The sequence below is a fragment of the Edaphocola flava genome, assembly GCF_004118155.1.
GTDB lineage: Bacteria > Bacteroidota > Bacteroidia > Chitinophagales > Chitinophagaceae > Edaphocola > Edaphocola flava.
The window spans coordinates 39,650-63,634 of the sequence record NZ_SAIQ01000003.1 but is presented as its reverse complement, the minus strand read 5'-3'; the positions used below and the strand labels follow the sequence as shown (position 1 = coordinate 63,634).

23 protein-coding genes and 1 tRNA gene are annotated in these 23,985 nt (G+C 42.8%); 8 read left to right on the top strand and 16 right to left on the bottom strand.

The features are described 5' to 3' along the window. The first annotated feature begins 55 nt into the window (after nt 1-55). Nucleotides 56-499 (top strand): PaaI family thioesterase, encoded by a 444-nt coding sequence (locus tag EMP01_RS09840; protein ID WP_129021349.1) that lies wholly within the window; start codon nt 56-58, stop codon nt 497-499. Here EMP01_RS09840 and EMP01_RS09835 read toward each other — a convergent pair. Then, nucleotides 496-813, bottom strand: a complete 318-nt coding sequence (locus EMP01_RS09835; RefSeq protein ID WP_237559516.1) for an ATP-dependent Clp protease adaptor ClpS — start codon at nt 811-813, stop codon at nt 496-498. The genes EMP01_RS09840 and EMP01_RS09835 overlap by 4 nt on opposite strands. A gap of 87 nt (nt 814-900) precedes the next feature. Here EMP01_RS09835 and EMP01_RS09830 point away from each other — a divergent pair, with 87 nt between their 5' ends. Together EMP01_RS09830 and EMP01_RS09825 are read left to right on the top strand one after the other, a co-directional pair. Continuing rightward, nucleotides 901-1,446, top strand: a complete 546-nt coding sequence (locus EMP01_RS09830) for an RNA methyltransferase (protein ID WP_237559515.1) — start codon at nt 901-903, stop codon at nt 1,444-1,446. 10 nt (nt 1,447-1,456) lie between these two features. Next, on the top strand, nt 1,457-2,818 hold the full coding sequence (locus EMP01_RS09825) for a DUF58 domain-containing protein (protein ID WP_129021348.1): 1,362 nt from the start codon (nt 1,457-1,459) through the stop codon (nt 2,816-2,818). Nucleotides 2,819-2,873: 55 nt separating this feature from the next. Here the strand turns inward: EMP01_RS09825 and EMP01_RS09820 are convergent, their stop codons facing one another. Then, complete coding sequence (locus EMP01_RS09820; RefSeq protein WP_237559514.1) at nt 2,874-4,220, bottom strand: porin; 1,347 nt, start codon at nt 4,218-4,220, stop codon at nt 2,874-2,876. A gap of 416 nt (nt 4,221-4,636) precedes the next feature. Between EMP01_RS09820 and polA the strand changes: the two genes are divergently transcribed. After that, nucleotides 4,637-7,444: a DNA polymerase I gene (polA, locus tag EMP01_RS09815; protein ID WP_129021347.1), complete on the top strand. Its 2,808-nt coding sequence runs from the start codon at nt 4,637-4,639 to the stop codon at nt 7,442-7,444. Here the strand turns inward: polA and EMP01_RS09810 are convergent. Genes EMP01_RS09810 through EMP01_RS09790 form a run of 5 tightly spaced genes read right to left on the bottom strand, consistent with a single transcriptional unit; the run spans nt 7,441 to nt 12,208 of the window. After that, the gene (locus EMP01_RS09810; RefSeq protein ID WP_129021346.1) at nt 7,441-7,992 is read right to left on the bottom strand and encodes a fused DSP-PTPase phosphatase/NAD kinase-like protein; all 552 of its coding nucleotides are present in this window, start codon (nt 7,990-7,992) and stop codon (nt 7,441-7,443) included. The two genes, polA and EMP01_RS09810, sit on opposite strands and share 4 nt — an antisense overlap. Then, a complete protein-coding gene (locus EMP01_RS09805; protein WP_129021345.1) occupies nt 7,992-9,053 on the bottom strand; it encodes an ABC transporter permease in 1,062 nt (353 codons plus the stop codon). Before EMP01_RS09805 ends, EMP01_RS09810 begins: the two co-directional genes overlap by 1 nt. A gap of 17 nt (nt 9,054-9,070) precedes the next feature. Continuing rightward, nucleotides 9,071-9,679: a GNAT family N-acetyltransferase gene (locus tag EMP01_RS09800; protein WP_129021344.1), complete on the bottom strand. Its 609-nt coding sequence runs from the start codon at nt 9,677-9,679 to the stop codon at nt 9,071-9,073. Between the two features lie 24 nt (nt 9,680-9,703). Further along, complete coding sequence (locus tag EMP01_RS09795; RefSeq protein ID WP_129021343.1) at nt 9,704-10,663, bottom strand: M28 family peptidase; 960 nt, start codon at nt 10,661-10,663, stop codon at nt 9,704-9,706. A 21-nt stretch (nt 10,664-10,684) separates the two neighbouring features. Beyond that, a complete protein-coding gene (locus EMP01_RS09790) occupies nt 10,685-12,208 on the bottom strand; it encodes a lipopolysaccharide biosynthesis protein (RefSeq protein ID WP_237559513.1) in 1,524 nt (507 codons plus the stop codon). Nucleotides 12,209-12,343: 135 nt separating this feature from the next. Here EMP01_RS09790 and surE point away from each other — a divergent pair, with 135 nt between their 5' ends. Then, nucleotides 12,344-13,138 carry a 5'/3'-nucleotidase SurE gene (surE, locus tag EMP01_RS09785; RefSeq protein WP_129021342.1) on the top strand — a complete coding sequence of 265 codons (795 nt, stop codon included), beginning with the start codon at nt 12,344-12,346 and terminating at the stop codon, nt 13,136-13,138. Nucleotides 13,139-13,449: 311 nt separating this feature from the next. On the opposite strand, the gene EMP01_RS15725 is transcribed toward surE, so the two are convergent. The 5 genes from EMP01_RS15725 to EMP01_RS09765 form a co-directional block, all read right to left on the bottom strand. Next, nucleotides 13,450-13,659, bottom strand: coding sequence for a VOC family protein (locus tag EMP01_RS15725; protein ID WP_237559512.1), 210 nt, complete (start codon nt 13,657-13,659; stop codon nt 13,450-13,452). 111 nt (nt 13,660-13,770) lie between these two features. Beyond that, complete coding sequence (locus EMP01_RS15720) at nt 13,771-13,968, bottom strand: hypothetical protein (RefSeq protein WP_237559511.1); 198 nt, start codon at nt 13,966-13,968, stop codon at nt 13,771-13,773. Nucleotides 13,969-13,988: 20 nt separating this feature from the next. Continuing rightward, nucleotides 13,989-14,378: a hypothetical protein gene (locus EMP01_RS09775; protein ID WP_129021341.1), complete on the bottom strand. Its 390-nt coding sequence runs from the start codon at nt 14,376-14,378 to the stop codon at nt 13,989-13,991. Nucleotides 14,379-14,389: 11 nt separating this feature from the next. After that, nucleotides 14,390-15,004 carry a GNAT family N-acetyltransferase gene (locus EMP01_RS09770; RefSeq protein WP_202616045.1) on the bottom strand — a complete coding sequence of 205 codons (615 nt, stop codon included), beginning with the start codon at nt 15,002-15,004 and terminating at the stop codon, nt 14,390-14,392. A gap of 531 nt (nt 15,005-15,535) precedes the next feature. After that, a complete protein-coding gene (locus EMP01_RS09765) occupies nt 15,536-16,744 on the bottom strand; it encodes a DUF2062 domain-containing protein (protein ID WP_129021340.1) in 1,209 nt (402 codons plus the stop codon). A 101-nt stretch (nt 16,745-16,845) separates the two neighbouring features. Between EMP01_RS09765 and EMP01_RS09760 the strand changes: the two genes are divergently transcribed. Then, nucleotides 16,846-16,919: transfer RNA gene (locus EMP01_RS09760), tRNA-Pro, on the top strand. 419 nt (nt 16,920-17,338) lie between these two features. After that, a complete protein-coding gene (locus EMP01_RS09755; protein ID WP_129021339.1) occupies nt 17,339-19,312 on the top strand; it encodes an N-6 DNA methylase in 1,974 nt (657 codons plus the stop codon). Here EMP01_RS09755 and EMP01_RS09750 read toward each other — a convergent pair. From EMP01_RS09750 to EMP01_RS09735, 4 genes are all read right to left on the bottom strand, one after another. After that, nucleotides 19,309-20,361, bottom strand: a complete 1,053-nt coding sequence (locus tag EMP01_RS09750; protein ID WP_129021338.1) for a hypothetical protein — start codon at nt 20,359-20,361, stop codon at nt 19,309-19,311. The genes EMP01_RS09755 and EMP01_RS09750 overlap by 4 nt on opposite strands. A gap of 207 nt (nt 20,362-20,568) precedes the next feature. Beyond that, on the bottom strand, nt 20,569-21,219 hold the full coding sequence (locus EMP01_RS09745) for a hypothetical protein (RefSeq protein ID WP_129021337.1): 651 nt from the start codon (nt 21,217-21,219) through the stop codon (nt 20,569-20,571). Nucleotides 21,220-21,294: 75 nt separating this feature from the next. After that, entirely contained in the window at nt 21,295-21,999 is a 705-nt protein-coding gene (locus EMP01_RS09740) for a hypothetical protein (RefSeq protein WP_129021336.1), read from the bottom strand. Nucleotides 22,000-22,007: 8 nt separating this feature from the next. Continuing rightward, nucleotides 22,008-22,628 carry a dihydrofolate reductase family protein gene (locus tag EMP01_RS09735; RefSeq protein ID WP_129021335.1) on the bottom strand — a complete coding sequence of 207 codons (621 nt, stop codon included), beginning with the start codon at nt 22,626-22,628 and terminating at the stop codon, nt 22,008-22,010. A gap of 182 nt (nt 22,629-22,810) precedes the next feature. On the opposite strand from EMP01_RS09735, the gene dinB reads away from it, so the two are divergent. Continuing rightward, nucleotides 22,811-23,893 carry a DNA polymerase IV gene (dinB, locus tag EMP01_RS09730; protein ID WP_129021334.1) on the top strand — a complete coding sequence of 361 codons (1,083 nt, stop codon included), beginning with the start codon at nt 22,811-22,813 and terminating at the stop codon, nt 23,891-23,893. The last annotated feature ends 92 nt before the right edge of the window (nt 23,894-23,985 follow it).

The following is a 23,985-nucleotide window of genomic DNA, read 5'->3' as shown; positions in this document are numbered from 1 at the left end:
TTTGTGAGATTAGATCTGTAAAATTCTGTTACTTTTGTGCCCTCAAAATACGGATATGAAATTGTCTCTTTCTTTATTACAATCGCTCATCGGACAGGAATTGAATAATACCCCATCGCCTGCGGGCAGCTGGCTGAATGTGCGTATGGAAGCGATAGAAAAGAATAAAGCAGTAGTGTCTATGCTGGTGAGACCGGAGATGTGTAATCCTTACGGGAATATCCACGGTGGCATGATGAGCCTGGTGATTGATGAAGTGATCGGCTTTGCAGTATTATCAATGGAGGCTGAAACGCACTATACCAGCATCAATCTGAATGTAGACTTCCTGTACGCTATTAAAAATGGTGAACGTTTGAAAGCCACGGCAGAAGTGATTCGTATGGGTAAAAAGATCATGCATGTAGAGGTAAGGGTACATCATTTTGAAAACAATACCCTGCTGGCCAAAGCGACCAGCAACCTGAGTTCAACCTCTATGCAATACAGTATGGTTTAGCCTATAGTGGCTGAAATCCCTCTGTCCAGCAGTGCTTCGCACATTGGTTTTAAGGTGTCGAAGTCTCCTTTTTTTACGGCGTATTTGCCGCTGAAATGTACAATCAGTGCACATTGTTCTGCACTTTCAGGGGTATGATTGCAAATATCTACCAGCGATTCTATCACCCAGTCAAAGGTATTTACTTCATCATTCCACACGATAAGGCTCTGGATCAGCCCGGTCTCTTCAGCTACCAGTACATCGGTGTCAATATCAATTTGTGTATGCGCCACGGTGCTGTACGGCGACATATTCATCATATCAGGATACATACTTATATTAATATAGAATTAAATGTCTGGCAAAATTATACAAAAAACCATTAGCCGGACACCAACATTTTGTTATTTTGCAATCTTATGACATCTCCAATGTTCCGTAAAAAAGAAATGAATGAATTGCAGCGCCTCAGCGTTGCCGATGCCAAAGCAGCACATACTTTTCCCCTCACTATAGTACTGGATAGCGTACGCAGCATGCATAATGTGGGCTCGGTTTTCCGTACGGCAGATAGTTTCGGCCTGGAATCGATCGTGCTCTGCGGGTACACCCCCAGCCCTCCGCATCGTGAAATTCATAAAACCGCATTGGGTGCAACAGAGACTGTACACTGGCAGTATGAAAAAAACATTGTTCCGGTACTGGAAAAGCTTAAAGCAGACGGGTACCGCATTATAGCCGCAGAGCAGGTACATAACAGCATCTCCCTGGAAACGATACAATATAATCCCACAGAGAAAATTGCCGTTATATTTGGTAATGAGGTTGAGGGCGTAAGCAATGATGCACTGGCACTTTGTGATCAGGTGGTGGAGATTCCGCAATTCGGAGCCAAGCACTCACTGAATATCTCCGTTTCAGTAGGAATCATAGTTTGGGAACTGATTCGTACCTTTAATCAATAAAAATCCGCTTTTGAAGCAGCTGCTCCTTAAAATAAGGTTTATACTCACCCACAGTCCGGTCCGGTTTAATATATTCCTGATCGGTTTGCTGGCATGGCTGACTTATCGTTATGTATACCCGGTCGATGCTTCAAATGATAGTGATCACAATAGTTACCAGTCCTTACTGGTCTTGCTGGTCAAGATTGCAGGGCTGCTCGCACTTATATTGATCGGAATATCGTTGCTTACCACTATCTTGGCCTATATGCGTTATCGCATATTGAACCGTAGCGGCCGGGCATCGTTTAAACTGGATCTGCAGACGGGCGATATGCAGGATGCTGCTTTGCACATTCACCCTACTCTTCAGTATGACTGGAGACCTTTTCTTGGTTTTATTTCCGGCAGGCTTCGTATAGACCGTTATGGACTGAGCAAACCTTTTGTACTGGCCTCTGTGCTCAGGCGCAGCCACAGCCTTAAGGTGCAGCAGTTTTCCGGGACAAGTGATTTGTATTTCAGAGACATCAAAGCCTATCAGGTTACAGGTGCTACCTTATACTTTGAAGATATGTTCCGGCTGATACGCCTTTATGTGCCGCAACCCTTACAGGGCGAGTTTTACCATCCGCCGCAGGCAAACAGGATCAATGTTGCAGAGGTATTGCCACAGGCACAGCAGGAAATAGATGTGCGCATAGAACAGATGCGTAAGGTAGAAGGCGAATACCTCAATTATAAGCAATTTGAATACGGTGATGATGTGCGCCGCATTGTCTGGAAAATATATGGACGTAGCCGTGAGTTGGTTGTACGCAATCCGGAGATCCGCAACCCGTATGCTTCTGAATGTTATTTCTATGCCAGTTTTTACAACCACATTGGAGGCTTATTGCTGGATGACGGCCTTGCAGATGAAATGCTCAATTATTACAAACAGGCAGTCTGGAGCCTCTATATGCAATTGCAGCAAAATGACGGACTGATGATCCATTATGTATCCGAACAGAACGTAAAGGCAGACAGGACAGATCGTCCGGAGGCGGAACAGGTGCAACACCGTATTACACAGGCAGTCTGGCAACAGGAAACTACTTTGCTGCATTATGCCGATCCGCAGAAAGGAAGCATATTCTGTATCCATTCCCTGAGCGATTATAATGAAGTCAAACAATTGCTGGAAAAGCTTTCCGATGATCAATATGTACACATGGTAACATTATCAGAAGGCTTTGATCATTATTCTTTTTCCTGGCTGAAACGGGTATTTATGAAACATCCGCAACCCGAAACAGAACAAAGGCATACAGCCTGGATGATTTCTCCACAGCGAAAAGCGATCCTCAAAAATGAAACGGCATTAAAACAATTATTAAAGCAATCCAGATAAAAAAGGATCGGCCCGGAATATTTCCGGGCCGATCCTTTTTTATCTGGATGTATGATTAGAAACTGAATTGTGCACGACAGGTAAAGTTATCGTCCTTCAGATCATTCTCCATGCCTTTGATGCTTGTTTTTTCGTTTACCGGATGCTCATACCATAAAGTTACTTTCAGGTTTGGGGTCACGTAGTATACATAACCACCTCCAAAAGTATTATACTTTACATCTGCCGCAGTCAGGTTTTTAGCAGCGCTTACTGCATTGCCCGATACGCGGGTATTCGGATCGTACCAGTCGTACTTCAGTACCAGCTGATGTTTGGTAGAACCCAGGTGTTGTAAATAATAGAAATAAGCACCGTTAAAGTCTCTTACTGCCAGAGGAGCAATGCTGCCTGTACTGGTCAGAGGGTAAGAGCCCGGAGTTATGGTAGTGCTTAACGTACCCGTCTGCTTACCGGTAATATACTCACCGCGGAACTCAGACCAGCCTTTTTTATTGGCAATTTGTATCTGAGCATCTGCACCGTAATATTGTCTGGGCAATATCTTACCCGTATTTTTTGCCGCACTGTCTGCCGTCATAAGGTCATTGGTATAACGGTAATAAGTATTGTTCTGGCTGGCTATACCTCCATTGAAATAGCTGACACCGGCAGAGAACTGTACCTTAGTGTTAGGGATATGTATTTTCTTAAAAGATAATTTTGACACCACATCTTTATGGCTGTCAAACTCCTGGGTGCCGGTCAGACCTTGCCCGTTGTAGATGCCGACATCAACACCCAGCCATTTCAGTTTAGTATCTTTCTTTCTTGGGGCAAAGGAGAACATGAAACCGAGGTCACGCTCCGTATTCATCAGTATCTGCGACATACGGCCACGCTCCGGTGCTTCACGGTTTACAGAAGAGTACAGCAGTTCGAAACCGAACGGACGCGCCATCATACCTGCAGAAAAGTGAAACAGTTCCAGTTCATTCTCGTAATAACGACCCCAGAAGTCACGCACATTTACACCACGCTCCGTACCGTCAAACTGTAAAACGAAATAGGAGGAAGGTCTGCCTTTGCTGTCATATCCTGTATAGTCCATACGCAAACGACCACGGCGTATACGGAAACGATTGTCTGAATTAGGGGCAAAGTCACCACCATTATAGCTGGCCGCACCTGGTGTCTGTATATATTGAAACTGCGGTTGCAAGTAACCGGAGAAGCTGATATTCCCGAACTTAGTTGCAATAGATAACATCTTTTTACCCATAGCAGTAGTCGTATCAATCATGTCGATCAGGAGATCATTACCCATATTGCGCTTAGGATATACGTCCAGTTTGGTTTCCTGAGCCCAGATGGCTGAAGCAGTCATTAAGGTTGCACTGCCGATCAGTAATAATTTCTTCATAATTTAATAATGATTTCGTAATCTGATTTTAAAATTTCGGCAAAAGTAATTTTCTCTTTTAAGCTCACATATAGTTCAATGTTATCTTATTATTAAGTGTTTCTCCTCCAGCTTCTGCAAGCAGAAGACTTTTTCTTTAATGAAACTGGGTTAAAGCACTGATAGAAAATACATTAGAGCATTTTTTGTTTAAGAATGGACGACATGGGGTGGCATCGATGGCGATATGATTTTTTGAGGCCGGTGGTTTTAATGATAAAATTCCTATGCCATAGACTGGTGAGGGGTGACCAGAGTATATGATATCTGTGCGCGAGGAAAGCAGTATAAACTGACTGTTTTCAGGTCTTTGCTCACTGGTCTTAAATGCTCTATTGCAATTTTTTTAGTTTCCGGCGATCCAGTATCTTCGTCCAATGAAAAAATTGTTCCTTCTGGATGCCTTTGCACTTATATTCAGAGCATATTATGCCCTTATCCGCAGTCCGAGGATTACCTCTACCGGAAAAAATACAAATGCGCAGTTTGGCTTTACCAATACCCTTATCGACCTGATCAAAAAATACCAGCCCTCACATATCGCTATCTGTTTCGATACACCCGGCGATACAGAGCGTCATGTTGATTTTGCAGATTATAAGGCTAACAGACAGGAAGCCCCGGAAGATTTGCTGGCCGCTATTCCGGATATTAAACGTATTATAGAAGGCTTCAATATTCCGATTATTGAAAGCCATGGTTACGAGGCCGATGATATCATCGGTACACTGGCCTGGCAGGCAGCCGATGCCGGATATGAGGTGTATATGGTAACACCGGACAAGGACTATGGACAACTGGTCTGCAAAGACAATGTATATATTTTCAAGCCTGCTTATATGGGCAATAAAGAAGAGATTCTGGATGGGGAGAAGATATGTGCCAAATGGGATATTAAACGTTGTGAGCAGGTAATAGATATATTGGGCCTGATGGGCGATGCAGTAGATAATATTCCGGGTATTGCCGGTGTGGGTGAAAAAACAGCCGCAAAACTGCTTAAAGAATACGATACACTGGAGAATGTACTGGCCAATGCGGATAGCATTAAGGGAGCATTAGGGGAAAAGGTGCGTGCGGGCAAAGAAAGTGCGATTCTTTCCAAAAAACTGGCTACCATCATTACCAATGTACCGGGAGTGCATTTTCATGAAGAGGATTTTTGCCTGAGCGAAATGAATGAAGCGGATCTGGTAGAAGTATTTACCGAACTGGAGTTCCGCACACTGGGCAAACGTATACTGGGTGATGCCTTTAAAGTGACCACCAATGAAAAAGTACAGTTAGATCTTTTTGGTAATGAAGTGGCGGTTGCAGAAAGCAAAAGCAATACAGCAACTGCTGCCCCGGAGCTGTTTGTATCCTTCAAAACCGCAAAAGACACACCACACCAGTATCATACTGTAGATACACCGGAGGCGATTGCCTCATTGATTGAGGAACTTAAAAAATATAAAGAGATCTGTTTCGATACCGAAACCACCGGTACCGATCCAAATAATGTAGAGATGGTGGGCATGAGCTTTGCCGTAGAAAAAGGTACGGCTTATTACGTGCCCGTGAGTGCAGACCAGGATGAGGCGATGAGGACTGTTGCCGCTTTCGCCCCACTCTTCAACGATGATTCCATTACCTGGATCGGACAGAATATCAAATATGATATTATAATACTGAAATGGTATCAGCAATTTCTTGCCGGACCGGTTTTCGATACCATGGTAGCGCATTATGTAATAGAGCCGGAAGGCAGGCGCAGCATGGACTTGCTGGCACAGCAATTCTTGCAGTACGATCCTATCTCCATAACCGAACTGATCGGTAAAAAAGGGAAAGGACAGCTTACGATGCGCGATGTACCGGTATCGCAGGTGGCCGAATATGCTGCTGAGGATGCTGATATTACCCTGCAATTAAAAGAAGCTTTGGCTCCGCTGATCATCGAAAAAGCAGTAGAAAAAGTGTTTAATGAAGCTGATAATCCGCTGGTGAAAGTACTGGCGAATATGGAAGTGGAAGGCGTACGGATTGATGAGCAGTTCCTGCAGGACTATTCTAAAGAACTGGAGCGCGATGCAAGAATCTTTGAAGAGAATGTATACCAGTCTGCCGGCGTGCGCTTCAACCTGGCCTCTCCTAAACAATTGGGAGAAGTACTGTTTGATAAATTAAAGCTCGATCCTAAAGCGAAAAAAACAAAGACCGGACAATATGCAACCGGTGAGGATGTATTATTGAAGCTGGCCAGCGAACATAAGATCGTAGATGATATCCTTGGTTTCCGGGAACTGACCAAACTGCGCAATACTTATGTAGATGCCCTGCCACTGATGATCAATCCGAAAACAGGCAGAGTACATACCTCTTACAGCCAGACTACTGCTGTAACGGGCCGTCTGAGCAGTAACAATCCTAACTTACAGAATATACCGGTGCGTACCGATCGCGGGCGCGAGATCAGAAAAGCATTTATTCCAAGAGATGAGCAGCATATCTTACTAAGTGCCGATTATTCCCAGATCGAATTGCGCATTGTAGCGGCAATCAGTGGCGATCCCAATATGTGTGAAGCCTTCCGCAGTGGTGCCGATATTCACGCAGCTACAGCGGCAAAGGTATATGGTATTGATATTGCCGATGTGACTAAGGAACAGCGTTATAAAGCCAAGAGTGTAAACTTCGGTATTATATACGGACAAGGCGCCTTTGGGCTGGCGGCTAACTTAGGTATCAGCCGTACTGAGGCTAAGGAGATCATTGATAATTATAAACGTGAATTTGCAGGCATCAACCAGTATATGGATGATATGATGAACTTCGCCAAAGAAAACGGTTTTGTACAAACCTTACTGGGCCGTAAGACCTGGTTAAGAGATATTCAGTCCGGTAATGCAGTGGTGAGAGGATATGCAGAGCGTGCTGCGATCAATGCACCGATACAGGGAACGGCTGCAGATATGATCAAACTGGCAATGATTCGTATTGATGCGGCTTTACGTGACGCACAATTACGTTCCAAAATGATCTTACAGGTACATGATGAGTTGATCCTGGATGTATATAAAGAAGAACTGGATACTGTGAAAGCACTGGTACTCGAACATATGCGTGCAGCCTTACCATTACCAAATGATGTGCCTGTAGAAGCAGAAGCAGGTCATGGCCTGAACTGGCTGGAAGCGCACTAGTGTTGATTTATAGCCAATCGAAACTTTTCGATATCTATGCTCCGGATCAGCCGGGGCAGGTTGCCAAATATTTTATGAAAGCCATATCCGCCATACATCATTTCGGATATGGCTTTCTCTTTGTCCCAACCCTGGTACAGAATGCGGTACATGGCTACTACAGTTCCTGTACGGTCCGATCCGTGCCAGCAATGAACCAGTACCTTGCCCTCAGATTGTTCTATCTGCCTGAAAATAACCACAAGATCCTCTTCTGTCATGCTTGCAGTAACTACTTTAATATGATGCAGGTTGATTTTTGCTTTTCCGCTGCAACAGCGATCAGACCAGATTGTACGCAGGTTGATCACGTCTGTAAATCCGGCGGTTTCCAAAGCCTTGAAACCCTTACGGTGCGGCTGTCCTGAACGGTACAGCTGCGCACTGACCTGGTGTATATTTTTGATGGGTAAAATAGTATCCTGTGCCCGGAGCGATTGGGACAGGCCCAGCATCAGTAATGCCGGTAGCATCCAGCGATAGAGGCTGGTATATAGTGAATGACGCATTAATTCAGTTTTACGCGCGGGTCCAGTTTGGTGTACAGCAGATCGGTCAGTACACTTACCACAACAAAGATAGTGGCAGAAAGCAATACGGCACCCATCACTACAGGGAAGTCAAATTTATCCAGTGCATCAACTGTTAGCTTACCCAGGCCTTTCCAGCTGAAGATAAATTCCACAAAGAAAGAACCGGCGAGCAGTTCAGCCAGCCAGCCAGAAATGGCCGTCACTACGGGATTGAGTGCATTGGGCAGCGCATGACGGAATACAACTTTGGTCTTGCTTAAACCCTTGGCATAAGCTGTGCGGATATAGTCTTGCGACAGTACATCCAACAGCGCACTGCGGGTCAGTTGTGCAATAATAGCCAGTGGGCGTATACCCAGTGTCAGGGCCGGTAAGATCAGGTGCTGTATGGCCAGTCTCCTGCCTCCGAAAGCATCGTATTCCCAAAGACTGCCCACCATTGGTAAGCCCGTAATACCGCTGAGCAGGTAACCAAAAATATAGGCAATGATAAGCCCGGCAAAGAAAGACGGTGCCGAAATACCTACTACAGAACCCAGAATAGCACTGATGTCCCAGAAAGTATCTTTCTTTACAGCGGCCAGCATACCGAGTAGGATGCCGATCACCGTTGCAAAGATCATGGCAGAAAGTGCCAGGACCATAGTGCCCGGCATCGCATCGGCCAGCACATCCCATACCAGCCGCTTGGTCTGGTACGAACGGCCAAAGTATGGTTTTTTCCAGACCAGTGCATGGTCAGCACCCAAGTTCACTAAAGAGGCATACTGATACTTAGCCTGGTTTACAGAATCTCGTTCATGCACCGTCAGGGGCAGCATATCATTCAGGTAGTAACCGTAACGGGTCAGCAAAGGCTTATCCAGGTTCAGTTCTTTGCGTACATGTTCGATAGAAGCCAGGTCACTGCGCTGCCCCAACGTAAGCCTCGCCGGATCACCGGGCAGGGCATTGAAGAGTACAAATACAAGTGTAATCACCCCCCAGAGTACAGAGAGAGCATAACCGATTTTCTTTATGAAATACGCAAATGTCAAATGCTATAATAATTAATTTATGGATGCAGCTGCTGCTGTAATTGTTCTTTCTTTCCGTTCTGCCATTCTTCTTTCAATATACTCAGTACAATACTGTCTCTGCGGCTGCCATCGGCTGTAAGGCAATGGCTGCGCAGCGTTCCCTCTACAGTGCAGCCGATGCGTTTCATGGCAGCTATGCTGCGGGCATTGCGGGTATCTGCACGCAGTTCTACCCTTTCGATACCCCATTGCTCAAAAGCAAAAGATAAGAGCAGATACTTGCAGTGTTTGTTCAGTCCCGTTCCCTGCTGGGCTTTGGCGTACCAGGTATAACCCAACTGCAGGCTTCGGTGCTGTGGTTGAATATCATAAAAGCGGGTGCTGCCCACATAGGTACCGGTTTGTTTATCAAACACGATAAAGGGGTATTCCCTGCCCTCTTTACGGGCAGTTACCGCATTGTGTACATATGCCGTCATACTTTCTTCATCAGAAGGCCGCACCAGGGAATATTGCCAGATATCCGGCTCGTTCAGTACATAGGGTATGAAGTATTGTATATCACTTTCTTCCAAAGGGCGTAATCGTACCCTTTCATCTTCCAGCACAACATCTTTATCTAAACTAATGACCGGTGTAAACATAGAGGTTGGTTTTCGATTGAAATATTATAGCGTATATATATACTGCAGCAATGTCTGTCCTACCGCTTTGAGGGTATTTTTATCTACATTGCTCATATCGTCTTTAGTGGTATGCCAGTAGTGGGCAAAACCGGTATTGGTATTGGCCGGCAGGTCAATGATATCAATTGTAGGGATGCGGGCAATTTCATTTACCGGCATATGATCATCGGTAATGGTAGCACCTTGCTCAAATACAAAATAAGAAGAATAACCGGCTTTGGCCGCAGCTTCCCAAACCCCCTGCTGAATAGCACCGGCATATTGTTTAGAGTTGCCTTCCAGCGCAAATCGGGCATTTTTACTGCCTACCATATCCAGCAGAATACCGCCAATGGCTTTATAGCCCGGCGTATGCGGGTTCTTAGCCCAGTACTGTGTACCCAATGCATAAGAGTCTTCACCCCACTCACTTTTACCATAATCCTCGACATCCGTCAATAGGATATCTATACCCAGGTCGCCGTCAAATTTATTTTGCTTCAGTACATTAGCCAATTCGATCAGTACACCTACACCACTGGCGCCGTCATTGGCTCCCAGTACAGGTTTGGTCTTATCTTCCTGGTCAGCCCATGGCCTGCTGTCCCAGTGTGCGAGTAACAGCAAGCGATGTGTTGCTTTAGGATTGATGGCGCCGATCAGGTTGATGCAACGCAGGCTCTTACCATCTTTAGCGGTAAAGCTGGTCTCCTGGCGGTACACAGTATCGCATGATTTTTTCAGCTCGCTTTCCATCCAGGCAGCACATTGTTCCTGGGCTGGAGAGTTGGGCAGGCGTGGACCGAAATCTACCTGTTTTTGTATATGACTATAGGCATTATCCGCGTTGAAGGCAGGTACTTTCACTTCTGTCTGCTCCGTAACCGTTTCCGTCTGGTTCCCGTTTCCGCAGGAAGAGAACAGTAAAGATACAGCCGTCAGTGAGGTTAAAATGAGTTTCATATGTCTTGTATTTGCTAAAGTTTATTTTAAAAATTTACCGATTACCGGCATTGCTTTCAGTTCATTGCGCTCTAATCGGAGCACTAAAAATAAGAAAGAAATAAATAGGATAATCCCTGAAGCCAGTCTGATTAAGGCATTGCTGTCCGGGAATACATAAGTGATGATTCCTTTATGCAGCAGATATAATGATATAATAACGGTAAGATAGGTCAGAATACGTTTAATCGGATATGGAACCGGATAATATTTTTGCCCGGAGATATAACAGACCACCACCATACTGGCATAACAGATCAGGGTTGTCCAGGCCGATGCCAGCATTTCGTATTTAGGGATGAACAGGTAATTGCCCGCAAACGTAATCGCCGCTCCGAATAAGGTTATGTAAATGCCTACGCGCATACGGTCCGTGATCTTATACCAGATCGACAGGTTGTAATATATACCACTGAATACATTTGCAATCAGCAATATCGGCACTACAAACAGGCCTACACGATAAGGCGCACCCATATAGTATTTCCATACATCATCCAGGAACAGTGCTGTGGTCAGAAAGGCAAGACATACCGTAATTACAAACCATTTCATCACCCTGGCATATAATTCCGGGGCATTTTTATCCTGCGAGCGGCTGAAAAAGAAAGGTTCTGCCGCCATACGGAAGGCCGTTACAAATAAGGTGATAATGATTGACAGCTTATAGTTCTGAGAGTAAATAGCCTGTATCCTCATCGCGTATTCCTTTGTATTCGGAATCAGCTTCACCAGCATCTGGCGATCTATTACCTCATTCACCATACCAGCCAGACCGATAATGATCATGGGTGAGCTGTAGGCAAACATCTTTTTCCATAAGGCCTTGTCTATTTTAAAGGTAAACTGCTTCCACTCATTGAACAGCATCAGGAATACAAAGATGCTTTGTATCAGGTTTGCGATCAGTACGAAGGAGACCACCGTAAAACTATTGACCAGCCAGCTCCATATACTATCAGGATAATGATTGGCGAGTTTCGGCAAGATCACGACAAAGAAGGTCACCATGATGATATTGACTACAATACCGAAGACCTTTATAAAAGCATACTTTCTGGGCTTCTGCTCCTGGCGCAGTAATGCAAAAGGAATGGTCTGTATGGTATCAAAGAAAAGAATCAATGCTGTAAGACTGATATACTCGGTATGCCCCTCCAGTTCTACAAAGCGCTCTACCGGTACCCGTAGTGCGTATAAAAGCAGGCAAAGAATGATGGTACTGAACAGCAGCGAACCGAATGCGGTATTAAAAAAGTCTTTCTGCCGCTCTTTCTCCCTGGAACAGAAGCGGAAATAGGCCGTTTCCATGCCATAGGTAAAGATTACATTCAGTAAGGCAAAATAAGAATAGATAAGGGTTACACTACCCTGTTGTACCATCTGTGCATTCGATACCAGCAGGTAAGAAAGCAAAGGTAGTATAAGGCTGTTGAGCAGGCGTGCGGCCACGTTACTCATGCCATACCATAGTGTTTGTCCGGCTAATTGTTTTACTGCTGCCAAGTTGGGGGTTTTAACCCGCAAACTTAAAGATTTAAACTATATCGCAAGCAATGATCCGTAAAAGTTTTAACAGAATAGCCATACACAAAACTTAATCGGCACGGCTGACAAAAAATTAGTAATCTTGTAGCCTGTATGGAAAGGACAACAACTTACAAACCAACGATATTAATCGTTAATGATGATGGTATTACCGCACCGGGACTCGCCAACCTGATTGAAGCTGTGGCGGACCTGGGCGAAATTATTGTAGTAGCACCGGACAGCCCGCAATCCGGTATGGGACATGCTGTAACCATAGGCAACACCCTGAGGCTGGTAAAAGTGCACCTGTTTGAAGAAATGGGTATTGAAGCGTATCAGTGCAGTGGTACTCCGGTAGATTGTGTAAAGATGGCACAGGACATCCTGCTGCACCGTAAGCCTACCATCTGTCTGAGTGGGATCAACCATGGTTCTAATGCTTCTATTAATGTGATCTATTCGGGAACCATGTCTGCAGCTATGGAAGCGGCGATAGACGGTATACCTGCTGCTGGTTTTTCCCTGCAGGATTTTAGGTGGGATGCCGATTTCAGTATTGCTAAAAAAGTAGTGCGTACCGTAACACAGCAAATGCTGGGCAGCCACCTTCCTGAGAATTTCCTGGTGAATGTTAACATACCCAAGGTTTCAGAAGCCGATTTTAAAGGAATTAAAGTATGCCGTCAGGCCAGTGCACAGTGGAAAGAGAATTTTGAAAAACGCGTAGATCCCCGTGGGAATGACTATTACTGGATGACCGGTAAGTTTGTGAACAATGATATGGGCGCTGATACAGACCTGGAAAACCTGAAACAGGGCTATGCCTCTGTCGTTCCGGTGAAGTTTGATCTTACAGATGAAGTAGTAGGTAGCTGGATACGGAGAAACTGGGAAGTGGAAGGATAGTTTTAATTGTCGCTCACGATATGATTTTTTAACGCCATTTTGAGCGATCTATACTGTACAGATCGCTTACTTGTTTTCATCACAGCGATAGCCATTTTGGAGTGGAGCTGCGATCGTTGAGCACCGAACGGATCACATGTTAAGCTCAGACGATCAATGCACGCAACGGTATAAAATGGCGGTGCCCCGCAATCGCCTTGATGAAAACAAAGGCATTTTTGGTCCTTTTGTTGCCGGACAAAAGGACAGAGAAGTTACTACATGCAGATAGTCTGTATAATAATAAGGGAGATCTGTCTAGGGCTCCTTTATTATTTCGTAGTCTTACTACCCATACTCTGCCCCAGGCGTTCAAACTCAATATCATTAGCCTCCCAGAGCTCAATCTTGTTGCCTTCGATATCCATAATATGCACAAACTTGCCATAAGAATAGCTCTCTATGGTATCTAATACCGTAACACCTTCTGTCTTTAACTGTTCTACCAGCCGGCCAAGATCAGCCACACGATAATTAATCATGAAATCCTTCTCAGAAGGAGCAAAGTATTTAGTCGTTTCCTTAAACGGACTCCATTGAGTAAAACCCTTACGGGTACTGTCTGCGCCCTGGTACCATTCAAATACAGATCCTTAATCATTTACATTCAGGCCTAAATGCTGCGCATACCATTCCCTGATCTTTTTAGGATCCTTGCATTTGAAAAATATGCCACCGATGCCGGTTACTCTTTTAGGTTTAGCCTGGTCTTTACCCACGAGTTCTTTAGCGCTGAAACCCAGTCCGAATGAGGCAATCAGGGCCAGTGCCGGGAATAAAATTCTTTTCATATATAAATGTATATTTTAATTTATGCAGTAGCCACCACCCTGCTATACCGGTAATATCTGATGGTGGCCATGCCGGTTACCACAAAAGGTATGGAGGAGATCACAATACTGATATTGGAACTGATCAGACCTACAATGCCCATAAACAGGATCAGTAGGGCTATAGCCGCCATTCCAAAATAGGTCAGGTAGGGCGAAACTTTTTTCTGAAATAAAGTAAACAACAATAAGAGCTGGCCAGCCAGTGGTAACAGTATCAGGGGGTGTAGTACCGATTGCGGATCGGTAAAAAGTTTATTCAATATCTGCAATTCTGCCTGGAAGAAAAATACCGATGCGTCCTTACCCCACTCCAGGTAACCAATGAGGGAAGTCAGTATCAGCAATATATTCAGGGCTTTTGCTTTCATAATATCAATACTTATAATCTGTCTGTATAAAAACGCACCATAGGTCTGTGTTTTGAACTACGGTCCACAATTTCAAATCCCGCCCGTTCAAATGATTTGTACAAACCGATCCAGGCAAATGCATCCGGTAGCTTGTCCTGTGTCGGAATGGTAGGATATGCTTCTATAATACGGATTCCGTTTGCTTTCGCATACTCAATCACTCCTTTTAAAAGTGCAACAGATACCCCCAGTCTGCGGTAGGCCTTATCGATAAACATACAGGGTATAGACCATACCGGCTCCTCATCTATAGGCTTATGTACACGGGATCGTTTCAGTTTATCAAAGTCAGTCCGGGGCGCGAAGGCACACCATGCAATAGGCATATCTTCATAAAAGCAGATGATGCCGGTGGGTTGATTGTTCCAGACCAGGGCCTTCATGGCCTCCTTATTACCATCGTCCGTTTTGCCCTCCTCAAAATCAGTTTTTGATCTGCGAAAATACATACACCAGCAGTTGGCACAAGCTCCTTTGGGCCCAAAGAGTCGGGTGAACTGCGACCAGTTGGCAGTGCTGAGGGCTTCAACCCTGAGGCCATTTGCAAAGTCCTCTTCCGGTATGTCAGGCAGGTTCATGCGCATAGCAGGTTCAAATTTGAGCTGAAACTAAATAAAAAATATGACTATTTGCATGTAGTAGCCTATTTTGTTCGTCCTTTTGTCCGGCAACAAAAGGACCAAAAATGCCTTTGTTTTCATCAAGGCGATTGCGGTGCACCGCCATTTTGTACCGTTGCGTGCATTGATCGTCTGAGCTTAACGTGTGATGCGTTCGCTGCTCCACTCCAAAATGGCTATCGCTGTGATGAAAACAATAAGCGATCCGTACAAGTACAGATCGCTTAGAATGGCCTTATAAATCCGGCGTCAAGAAAATCATTGGCTCGGTCGATAATTCGGAAACCACTGTCTGAGCGAAGTGAGTCTGGTTTGCGACCGACCGACACCTTGATTTTTAGCCAGGGATTTATACAGCCTTGATTTTTTGGCGGTACCTTTTGCATCAAGGCAAAAGGTAGCAATAGATATAAAAAGAATTTCTAAGCATAATGCTAGACTTTGTTTCTTTTAAACGTATACTCAGTGTAAAAAAAATGAATTTCTATAATGTACTTAGCGGACAGCATCTGTTTTTTCTGCGCTACTCATATTACGGAAACGCTGCAAGAGCAGCAGGGAAATGATATAAGCCAGGGCACCGCAGGCAACGGATAATATTGTGCCGCCGAGGAAGAATGCCGTACCAGCTTCCTTAAACTGCTCCAGGCTCATGTCCTGTGGCTTAAAGGTCCAGTCGGTATAGCCCAGGATCCATTTGCCGCACATCAGGCTCAGTGCCCACCAGATGGGCGTTATGGGAAATATACTGATATTGGCCGCCAGCAGAAATAATCCTTTATTCAGCCTGAAAAATATAGACAGGGGGATGCCTATGGCCAGCTGAAAACCCCATACCGGTACAATGCCCATAAATACCCCAAAACCAATACTGGAGGCTTTGCGCGCATTAGACTCTTCCGGTTTGAGCAATACCGATTGGTATAAGCCTTTCCAACCTTCTCTGGTTGTTAGTTTCAGGATGAAATTGCGCGGGTGTATCCACAGCAGGGCAATAAACGTAAGAAAGGTATTAAGGATACTGATCCGCGTAAAATCTTTGAACGGTCTGAAATGCGATACCCTTTCGGCTGCAGGCGGATAGTAAACCTGTATAGGAATATAACTGACCGGAATACCTTTCCAGGCAATGCGTACCGGAGCTTCGATCTCCAGTTCATATTTACGGGTAAAGTATTTCAGTTTGCCGGCCTGCTCCAGTGGATATAAGCGATAACCGGATTGGGTATCGGGCAGTGTAATGCCGGTCTCCACCCAGAACCAGAAATTGGAAAATTTATTACCGAAGCTGCTTTTTGTCGGCACGTTTTCCTGGTTCAGGTTACGAGCACCAATGATCAGCCGGTTGGGTTGTGCTTCAATCGCGTCAATAAATAAAGGCAGATCGGATGGGTAATGCTGTCCGTCGCTATCTATGGTAATTGCATAGGTATAGCCCATAGATAAGGCCTTGCGGAAACCGGTTTTTAAGGCATGTCCCTTACCCCGGTTAGGGCTGTAAGATACTACCTCAATCTGCGGGTAATGTGCAAGGATGCTGGCCGTCTCATCGGTAGACCCATCATTGACCACCAGTACCTGGTCTGTATACTGTAAAATGCCATCCAGGACAGAGGACAGCGTTCCCGCATTATTGTAAGTTGGCACCAGTACACAGGTACCGGAGGCCTTAAAACGCGCTTGTATAGACAGCTGATTTTCCATGAATTCGTTGCAAAGTTTCTTTTTTTATTTGATTGAAAAAAGAAAAAAATTGGTATATATTTGCTACCCCAATAACCCTGATGCAGCAATGCATTCATGCTCGAGACGTAGCGCAGCCCGGTAGCGCACTTGCATGGGGTGCAAGGGGTCGCTAGTTCGAATCTAGTCGTCTCGACTTTTTATAGTTTAAAAATGAAACCCGCGCTCAGCGCGGGTTTTGTGTTCGAATAAATTTATACTTATTTTGACCCCTTAATGCTGTAATCCGCTGTCGTAAAAGATTTGATGGAATTCGAATCCTGTAGTCTTTTTTTAATATCTTTTAATTAAGATGTTTAACTGAACGTTTTGGCGCTTGGCGAAGAAGCGTATTTCGAAGTACTAAACTCTCTGCCAGCACTGAACTTGATACAAAGCACAAAACTTCATTTATGCACTGAACCCGCTTTTTTGCCAAGAACCTGTTGTCTGCTGGCTTTTTCTCGATTGTCTGCTTATTGTTGAAAAAATCTTGAGCTGAACAGTCTATTTTCAGCATTTGTTTTTGTATGTTTGCGATACAGAACCTGTAATCATAAAGCAAAATTTCAGAATATGAGTAAAAATATAGCCTTTCAAACCAGTTTTTTTGTTGAACAAACTCAAAAAGATGTTTTCAAACAAATTAAAAATTTTTTGGCTGGTCGCTTTGTCGGTGCAACAAGAGATAGAGCATTATTAGAAGAAGTTGTCAAATGTTTTTTCTGTAAACATTATATAGAAACTCATTTTGATGCTAAAGTGGAAGGCGGTGATGCATTGAATTTGTCAAAAAAGTATAGAGAGGTGTTTTCTGAATTAAAGAAGAAACTGCCCTATGTCTTTGAAAAAACAGAAGAAATTCAATTAGACCCGCTTAGTATTCAATTTGTCGATACTGAACTTAATAAAATTGATTTCAGAAATGTTAATAGAGACCCATTTGGTGATTTATACGAGGTGTTTGTGAGCACTGGTGTAAGGGAAGAAGAAGGTCAGTTTTTTACACCACAAAATGGAGTTGAACTATTAATTTCCTTGGTTAAACCGAAGGCTGGAGAAAAGATAATTGACCCAGCGTCAGGTGCAGGTGGTTTTTTAAGTTCAGCATTTCAATTTCTAACTAAAAAAAATGTTTCAAATAAAGATATCGTTTCAAGTTTATATGGTATAGAAAAGGATTCATATTTAGCAAAATTAGCTGCAACACGTATAGCAATGATGAGCCTAGCTGAGTGTAATATACAGTGTGGAGACTCTCTTGCTTGGATAAATGAAAAAAATGAACCTTTGAAAATTAGAGACAAAGGGTTTTTCGATATTGTTTTAACTAATCCACCTTTCGGGAAAAATATAGTTTCAACTACAAAAGAAATTCAAAAATCATTTGAATTAGGTTTTGACTGGAAGTTTGATGCAGAAAGCAATTCTTTTCAACGAAACGGTAAGCTTCAACTTAATGTACCACCACAAGTTTTGTTTGTTGAAAAATGTATCAATCTATTAAAAGAAGGAGGTCGCTTAGGGATGGTAGTTCCAGAAAGTTTGATAACAAGTAAGTCTTATAGTTATGTTGTTGACTATATGCGAAGCAAAGGCGATTTTCAAGCAATATTAGGTATGCCAGAAGACTTCTTTAAAACTTCTGGAAAGGGTGGTACTCATACTAAGGCTTGTTTAATACTATTTATAAAAAACACTAAAAAGAAAAATGAAATTGACAATATATTTATGGCAGAAGCTAAGTGGTGCGGACACGATAGCAGAGGAAGAAACATTGAGCAAGATGATTTACCTAGCATATTAAAGAATTATCAAAAGTTTGAAAGTTGTAAGAAATTTGACCAAGGTAAATTGGGCTATATTGTAGCTACAAAAGATATTGAAAACAATATTTTATCCCCAAGATACTACAACCCTGCAATAAAAAATTCTCTTGAATCAGTAAAAGATACTCACGACATTGTCCGCTTCGGTGACTTAGTTAATCAAGGTATTATTGAACTTAAGACTGGTAATGAAGCTGGTAAATTAGCGTATGGTACAGGTGATATTCCATTTGTACGTACTTCCGATATTTCAAATTGGGAAATAAAACTTGACCCCAAACACGGGCTAAGTGAAGATATTTATCGTATGTATTCTTCTAAGCAAGATGTTAAAGAAGGGGATATTTTAATGGTTAAAGATGGAACATACCTAATTGGTACTTGTGCAATGGTATCAAAGTATGACACTAAGATAGTTTATCAAAGCCATTTATATAAAATTAGAGTAATTGACAAAAAAGTCATTTCTCCTTTCATCTTGCTTGCTGTGTTATCATCTGCTCCAGTTCAAGAACAAATTAAGTCAAAAAGATTCACCCAAGATATTATTGATAGTTTGGGAAATAGAATTCACGATTTAATATTACCAATACCGAAAGATAGTGGTTTAAGAAAGAGAATAGAGAATAATGTCAAGAAAGCATTGGAGGACAGAATTGAGGCACGAGAACTTGCAAGGCAAGCTTGTCTAGATGTTGCTTCAATTGAACTCGAATATTAATCTACGATTCCAGCATTTCTATAGTTTTCAATGATTCTCAATATAAGCTCCCTTGTTTCTTCAACGGATAGTTCTCCTTGGATTCTGTTCCCAACCAAAGAAATCCAGCTTATATTGTTAGCTGTATGTCCACTATATTCATTCTCACCAAGTGACTTTAAGGGATGTAAATGACCTACTTGAAAAGATGATTTGCCTAATACTGGATTTAATACTTCATTTTGAAAATTCTCAAACGATAAAGTGTCAAGAGTAATAGGACATTTTGTGACTTCATTTGAAAAAATGATGACATTATTTTCGCTGAGTAATGTTCTCAATTCAATAGGAAAACCATCGAAATGACATATCTGCTTGATTAATTTGGACTCAATAGCTAAACATTCATTACGATGTGCAAAGTGAACAGAGTTAGGGTGGCATTCCCACCTTTTTTCTCGATTTGTTTTGTGTAAGCCAGTTAACACTCTGTCGGTGAGAAATGATTTAACAGCTATTTTACTATATGTTTCTCTGAAAAAACCAATAAAATTGTGATTGTTCGGATTTAGTAAATACTGTCTTAACTGATAGACTTGTTTAATTTCATTTCCCCAAAAGAATGAAACATTTTCTACAGTGTGTATGCTTGCGTCCTGAATTCTGTTTATGTAACCAATATTGAGTTCATAGGCAGTAAGTCTATGGTTAATAATTATTTCGAGTAAAGATTTATTTTCTACGTGTCCAAGCTGTGCTACGATGTCAGCAAGCAGTTTTCTGAATATCAATAAACAATTATCGTAGGAACAAAATCTTGGGTCTGCCGCCAAACAGTCTGCCCAACGAACTTCAAATTTAGTAGTCTCAATTTTTGGTTGTTTTACAGGTTCAATATAGAATGAGAATCTTAGAATTGCTTGAAGCAGTTTTTTTGCCTGTTGTGGAGTGAAATGTTCTTCTAATTGTGTATTGTATGTTGTAAATTCTGTTTCGCGAAATACTCCTGTAGTAACTGGTGCTATGCTAAATCTTTCTGTAGCTACGGATTGATTGAAAATTTCTATCATTTATTTTGCTTCTTAATTTGGCGAAGGTACCAATTTTTGTTTTTTTAAACTCAATTTACTGTCTAGGTGTCGTCTTTTAGGCTTGCAGGTAACGGCTTTGGGACTTTTTGATGGTGGGGATTTTTTGCACAAATGCTCAATAGAAGAACGAATGTTCAATCTAGCACGGACGCTCCGCTTTGGGCAAACCCAATGTTGTGTGCTGTATCATTTGGTTAGGCTAGCGATGAAGTTGATAAATTCAGGTTCAAGTCCGCTACGTCGTAAATAGTTTGGATGATATGACCTAAATGTAAAAGTTGGTAAGTCTAAATGTTTAAGTTGTGAAAGTTCTCTTGAGGAATGTCCAGTAACCGCTGCAAATTCAATGTCAGGGAAAATATTTTTTAGGCGTCCGTCAAAAGATGGTCCAGAAAGAAATAAGCAAACCTTTGGTTTGATTATTTTTATTTCTGTCAACAATAAATTGTCCAAAGTTGCAATTGCAGTTTCATATTCGCCATAAGAGCGTCCACCGTCAAGGTCAAACTTGCTGATGTTTGTCCATGAACAAGTATGAGGTTCGTTTCCTAGTGCTTGTTCTACTTTTCGTGTTACGTTCCAAAAAGTTGATGCGTAATAGTTAATACCCACATTGAAGTTTTCGTAAACTCGCATTTGCTTGTTCAAGTCGTCAACGTGGTAGTCCCAGCCATTAGTTTCTTGTCCAACAATTAGTAAAGGAAATGGTTGTTGTGCATACTTGTCGTTTGGCGACATAAGAAATGGACCAGCCATATCTTCGTCAGAAAATTTTGCTTTAACAGTTTTGAAGTCTGCTTGTCTGTCTTGATAGGCTTTCAGTAATTGTTCTTTCATAAATGGGTTGTGTCGGAATATAGCAGACAACTCAAAAATAGGCGCAATAATATAATTTTCAAAATATTTGTAATCTCAGTAATACTGATATGTCTTAAACACCACCGTTTTCAGGTCTTGCTCATCGGCATTGTCGTATATATACAGCACACTTGGGTTGTCGTGTTTATCATATTCCTTAACGACCCAAATGCTTATGGAGTTATTGGTCTCTCCATCCATTTTGTCGGTTGAGCGGGTAATTACTTTAGCAATTTTGCCATTTTTGTAAATGGTTTCTCGTTGGTCGACTGCATAAAATGAATCGCTTTCAGTAACCATTTTTATAATACTGAAATCTTTATCCAGCGTAATGGTTTGTGAGGATGTTGTGTCATCCATATTGATGATTTTGTAGGTATAATCATCCTGCCAGACATATTGGTGATGTGATTCTTTTTCCCTCCCCTCTTCAAGCGCTGAAAGTAATCTGTAGCTGATGTCCTTCCCGTTACCGGAATAAATAGTCCGGCTTGTTGGTGTTATGCCTCCGGACTTCATTGGACTATATACATTGTAGGTTTCTATGGCATTGCCCGGCTCATCAAAGGTCATTTTGAATTTTGAAATAAAACCGGTGGTATCTTTAGGTATCTGGTCATTTTTTGCGATACAGCCATAGGTGTTCACTTCTTTTACCGCTCCTTTAAGCCCGTATTCCAGTCTGGAAGAATAGGTTTTGGTTTGCGCTTCGCAAGCCGTAAAAAACGGCAACAGGGTCAGTAACAGTAATGTTCTCATGCTCAGTGTTATTTTTTTGTCAGTGTATACCTGATATGAGTGGTCAGATCAGATGGTATAACCTCAGCAATGGTTAGGTCATATTTATCTTTATCAATTCCCTCAAATAAACGGATACCGTTTCCGAGGAAAACAGGGGCAATATGAATAAAAAATTCGTCTACCAATCCGGCATTCAAAAACTGCTGAATAGTATTGGCCCCTCCCTGTATGCGAATATCCTTCCCCTTTGCGGACTCCCTTGCCATTTGTAGTGCTGTATGTATACCCTCATTTATAAAATAAAAAGTGGTTGTTCCTTGCTGAACCCAGGGCTCCCGCTTTTCATGGGTGAGTACATAAACGTCTGCCTTGTATAAATCATTCGGCCAGCTCGCTGCTCCTTCTTCGAACATACGTTTACCCATAATATATGCACCAGTTCGTTCAATCGTTGCTCTGATCAATTGTCCATCAGGCCCATCTTCGTTACCGCCATCGAGCCCTAAATGGTTCCAGAATGCTTTTTGATGAAACATCCAGGAATGAATCTGCGCTGACACACCACCCATCGGGTTCTGAGGACTTCTGTTATTCCCTGCGAAAAAACCGTCGAGTGATATTGCACTGTCGAAAATTATTTTACTCATGTTTTTGATTCTTTATATAAAGGATGAAAAATGGATGAAACCGGTACGCTAAAATTAGTTGCAAATATCTGATTGGCAAAATCACCATATGATATTGTGGATTATTGTTCTGCTGTACACATTATTATTCTCCGGCCTTTTCTTAATTTTGATTCCAACACATTGATCATAACCTAATCCAGATGACTACAGAGGGCACGCAACGGAAGATAATCCATATCGATATGGATGCATTCTATGCGTCTGTAGAGCAGCGAGACTTTCCCGAATACCGGGGCAAGCCACTGGTTGTAGGGGGCTCTCCGGAGGGACGCGGTGGTGTGGTAGCTACGGCCAGTTATGAGGCCAGGAAGTTCGGTATCCGCTCGGCCATGTCTTCCAAAACCGCACAGAGACTATGTCCCGAAGCTATATTTGTATTTCCCCGCTTTGATGCCTATAAAGCCGTATCCAACCATATCAGGGAGATTTTCAGGCGATATACTGATATTATTGAACCCCTTTCTCTGGATGAGGCTTATCTTGATGTAACCATGGATAAAAAAGGCATCGGTTCGGCCATAGAGATCGCTACACAGATCAAAGATGCGATCAGGACAGAATTACAACTAACCGCTTCTGCAGGTGTTTCCATTAATAAGTTTGTAGCCAAGATTGCCTCTGATATGAATAAACCCGACGGGCTCACCTTCATCGGACCATCAAGGGTGGAGGCCTTTATGGAAGCACTGGCGGTAGAGAAGTTCTTTGGTGTGGGCAAGGTTACGGCTGCTAAAATGAAATCCATGGGACTGCATACGGGTGCTGATCTCAAGCAATTGACAGAGGCAGAAATGATCCGGCATTTCGGTAAACCCGGCAAATTCTATTACCTGATTGTCAGGGGTATCGATAACCGTGCCGTACAACCGCACCGCGAAACCAAATCGGTTAGTGTAGAAGATACCTACCAGGATGATCTGATTACAAAGGAAACGATGCTGCCCGAACTGGAAACGCTTTCTGGACGGCTCTCCAAGCGCCTGGAGCGTCATGGACTGAAAGGCAGAACGGTAACGGTTAAATTCAAATTTCACGACTTTTCCCTTATGACCCGCAGCCTGTCTTTATCGGAATGGATCAACGATCACGAGTCTATTCTGGATGCGGTAAAAATAATCCTGGAAAAAGCCACTCTTCACGATAAACGGGTACGCCTTTTAGGTGTAGGCTTATCAAACTTTGATCAGCAGCATACAGATGAAAAACAGCTCAAACTGTTTTAAGTGTACTGATAAAATCACTAAAGGGCATCGAAATGGCAAAAATTGCTTTGCTATGATGAAACAGGCAAGTGATCCGTACAGAACAGATCGCT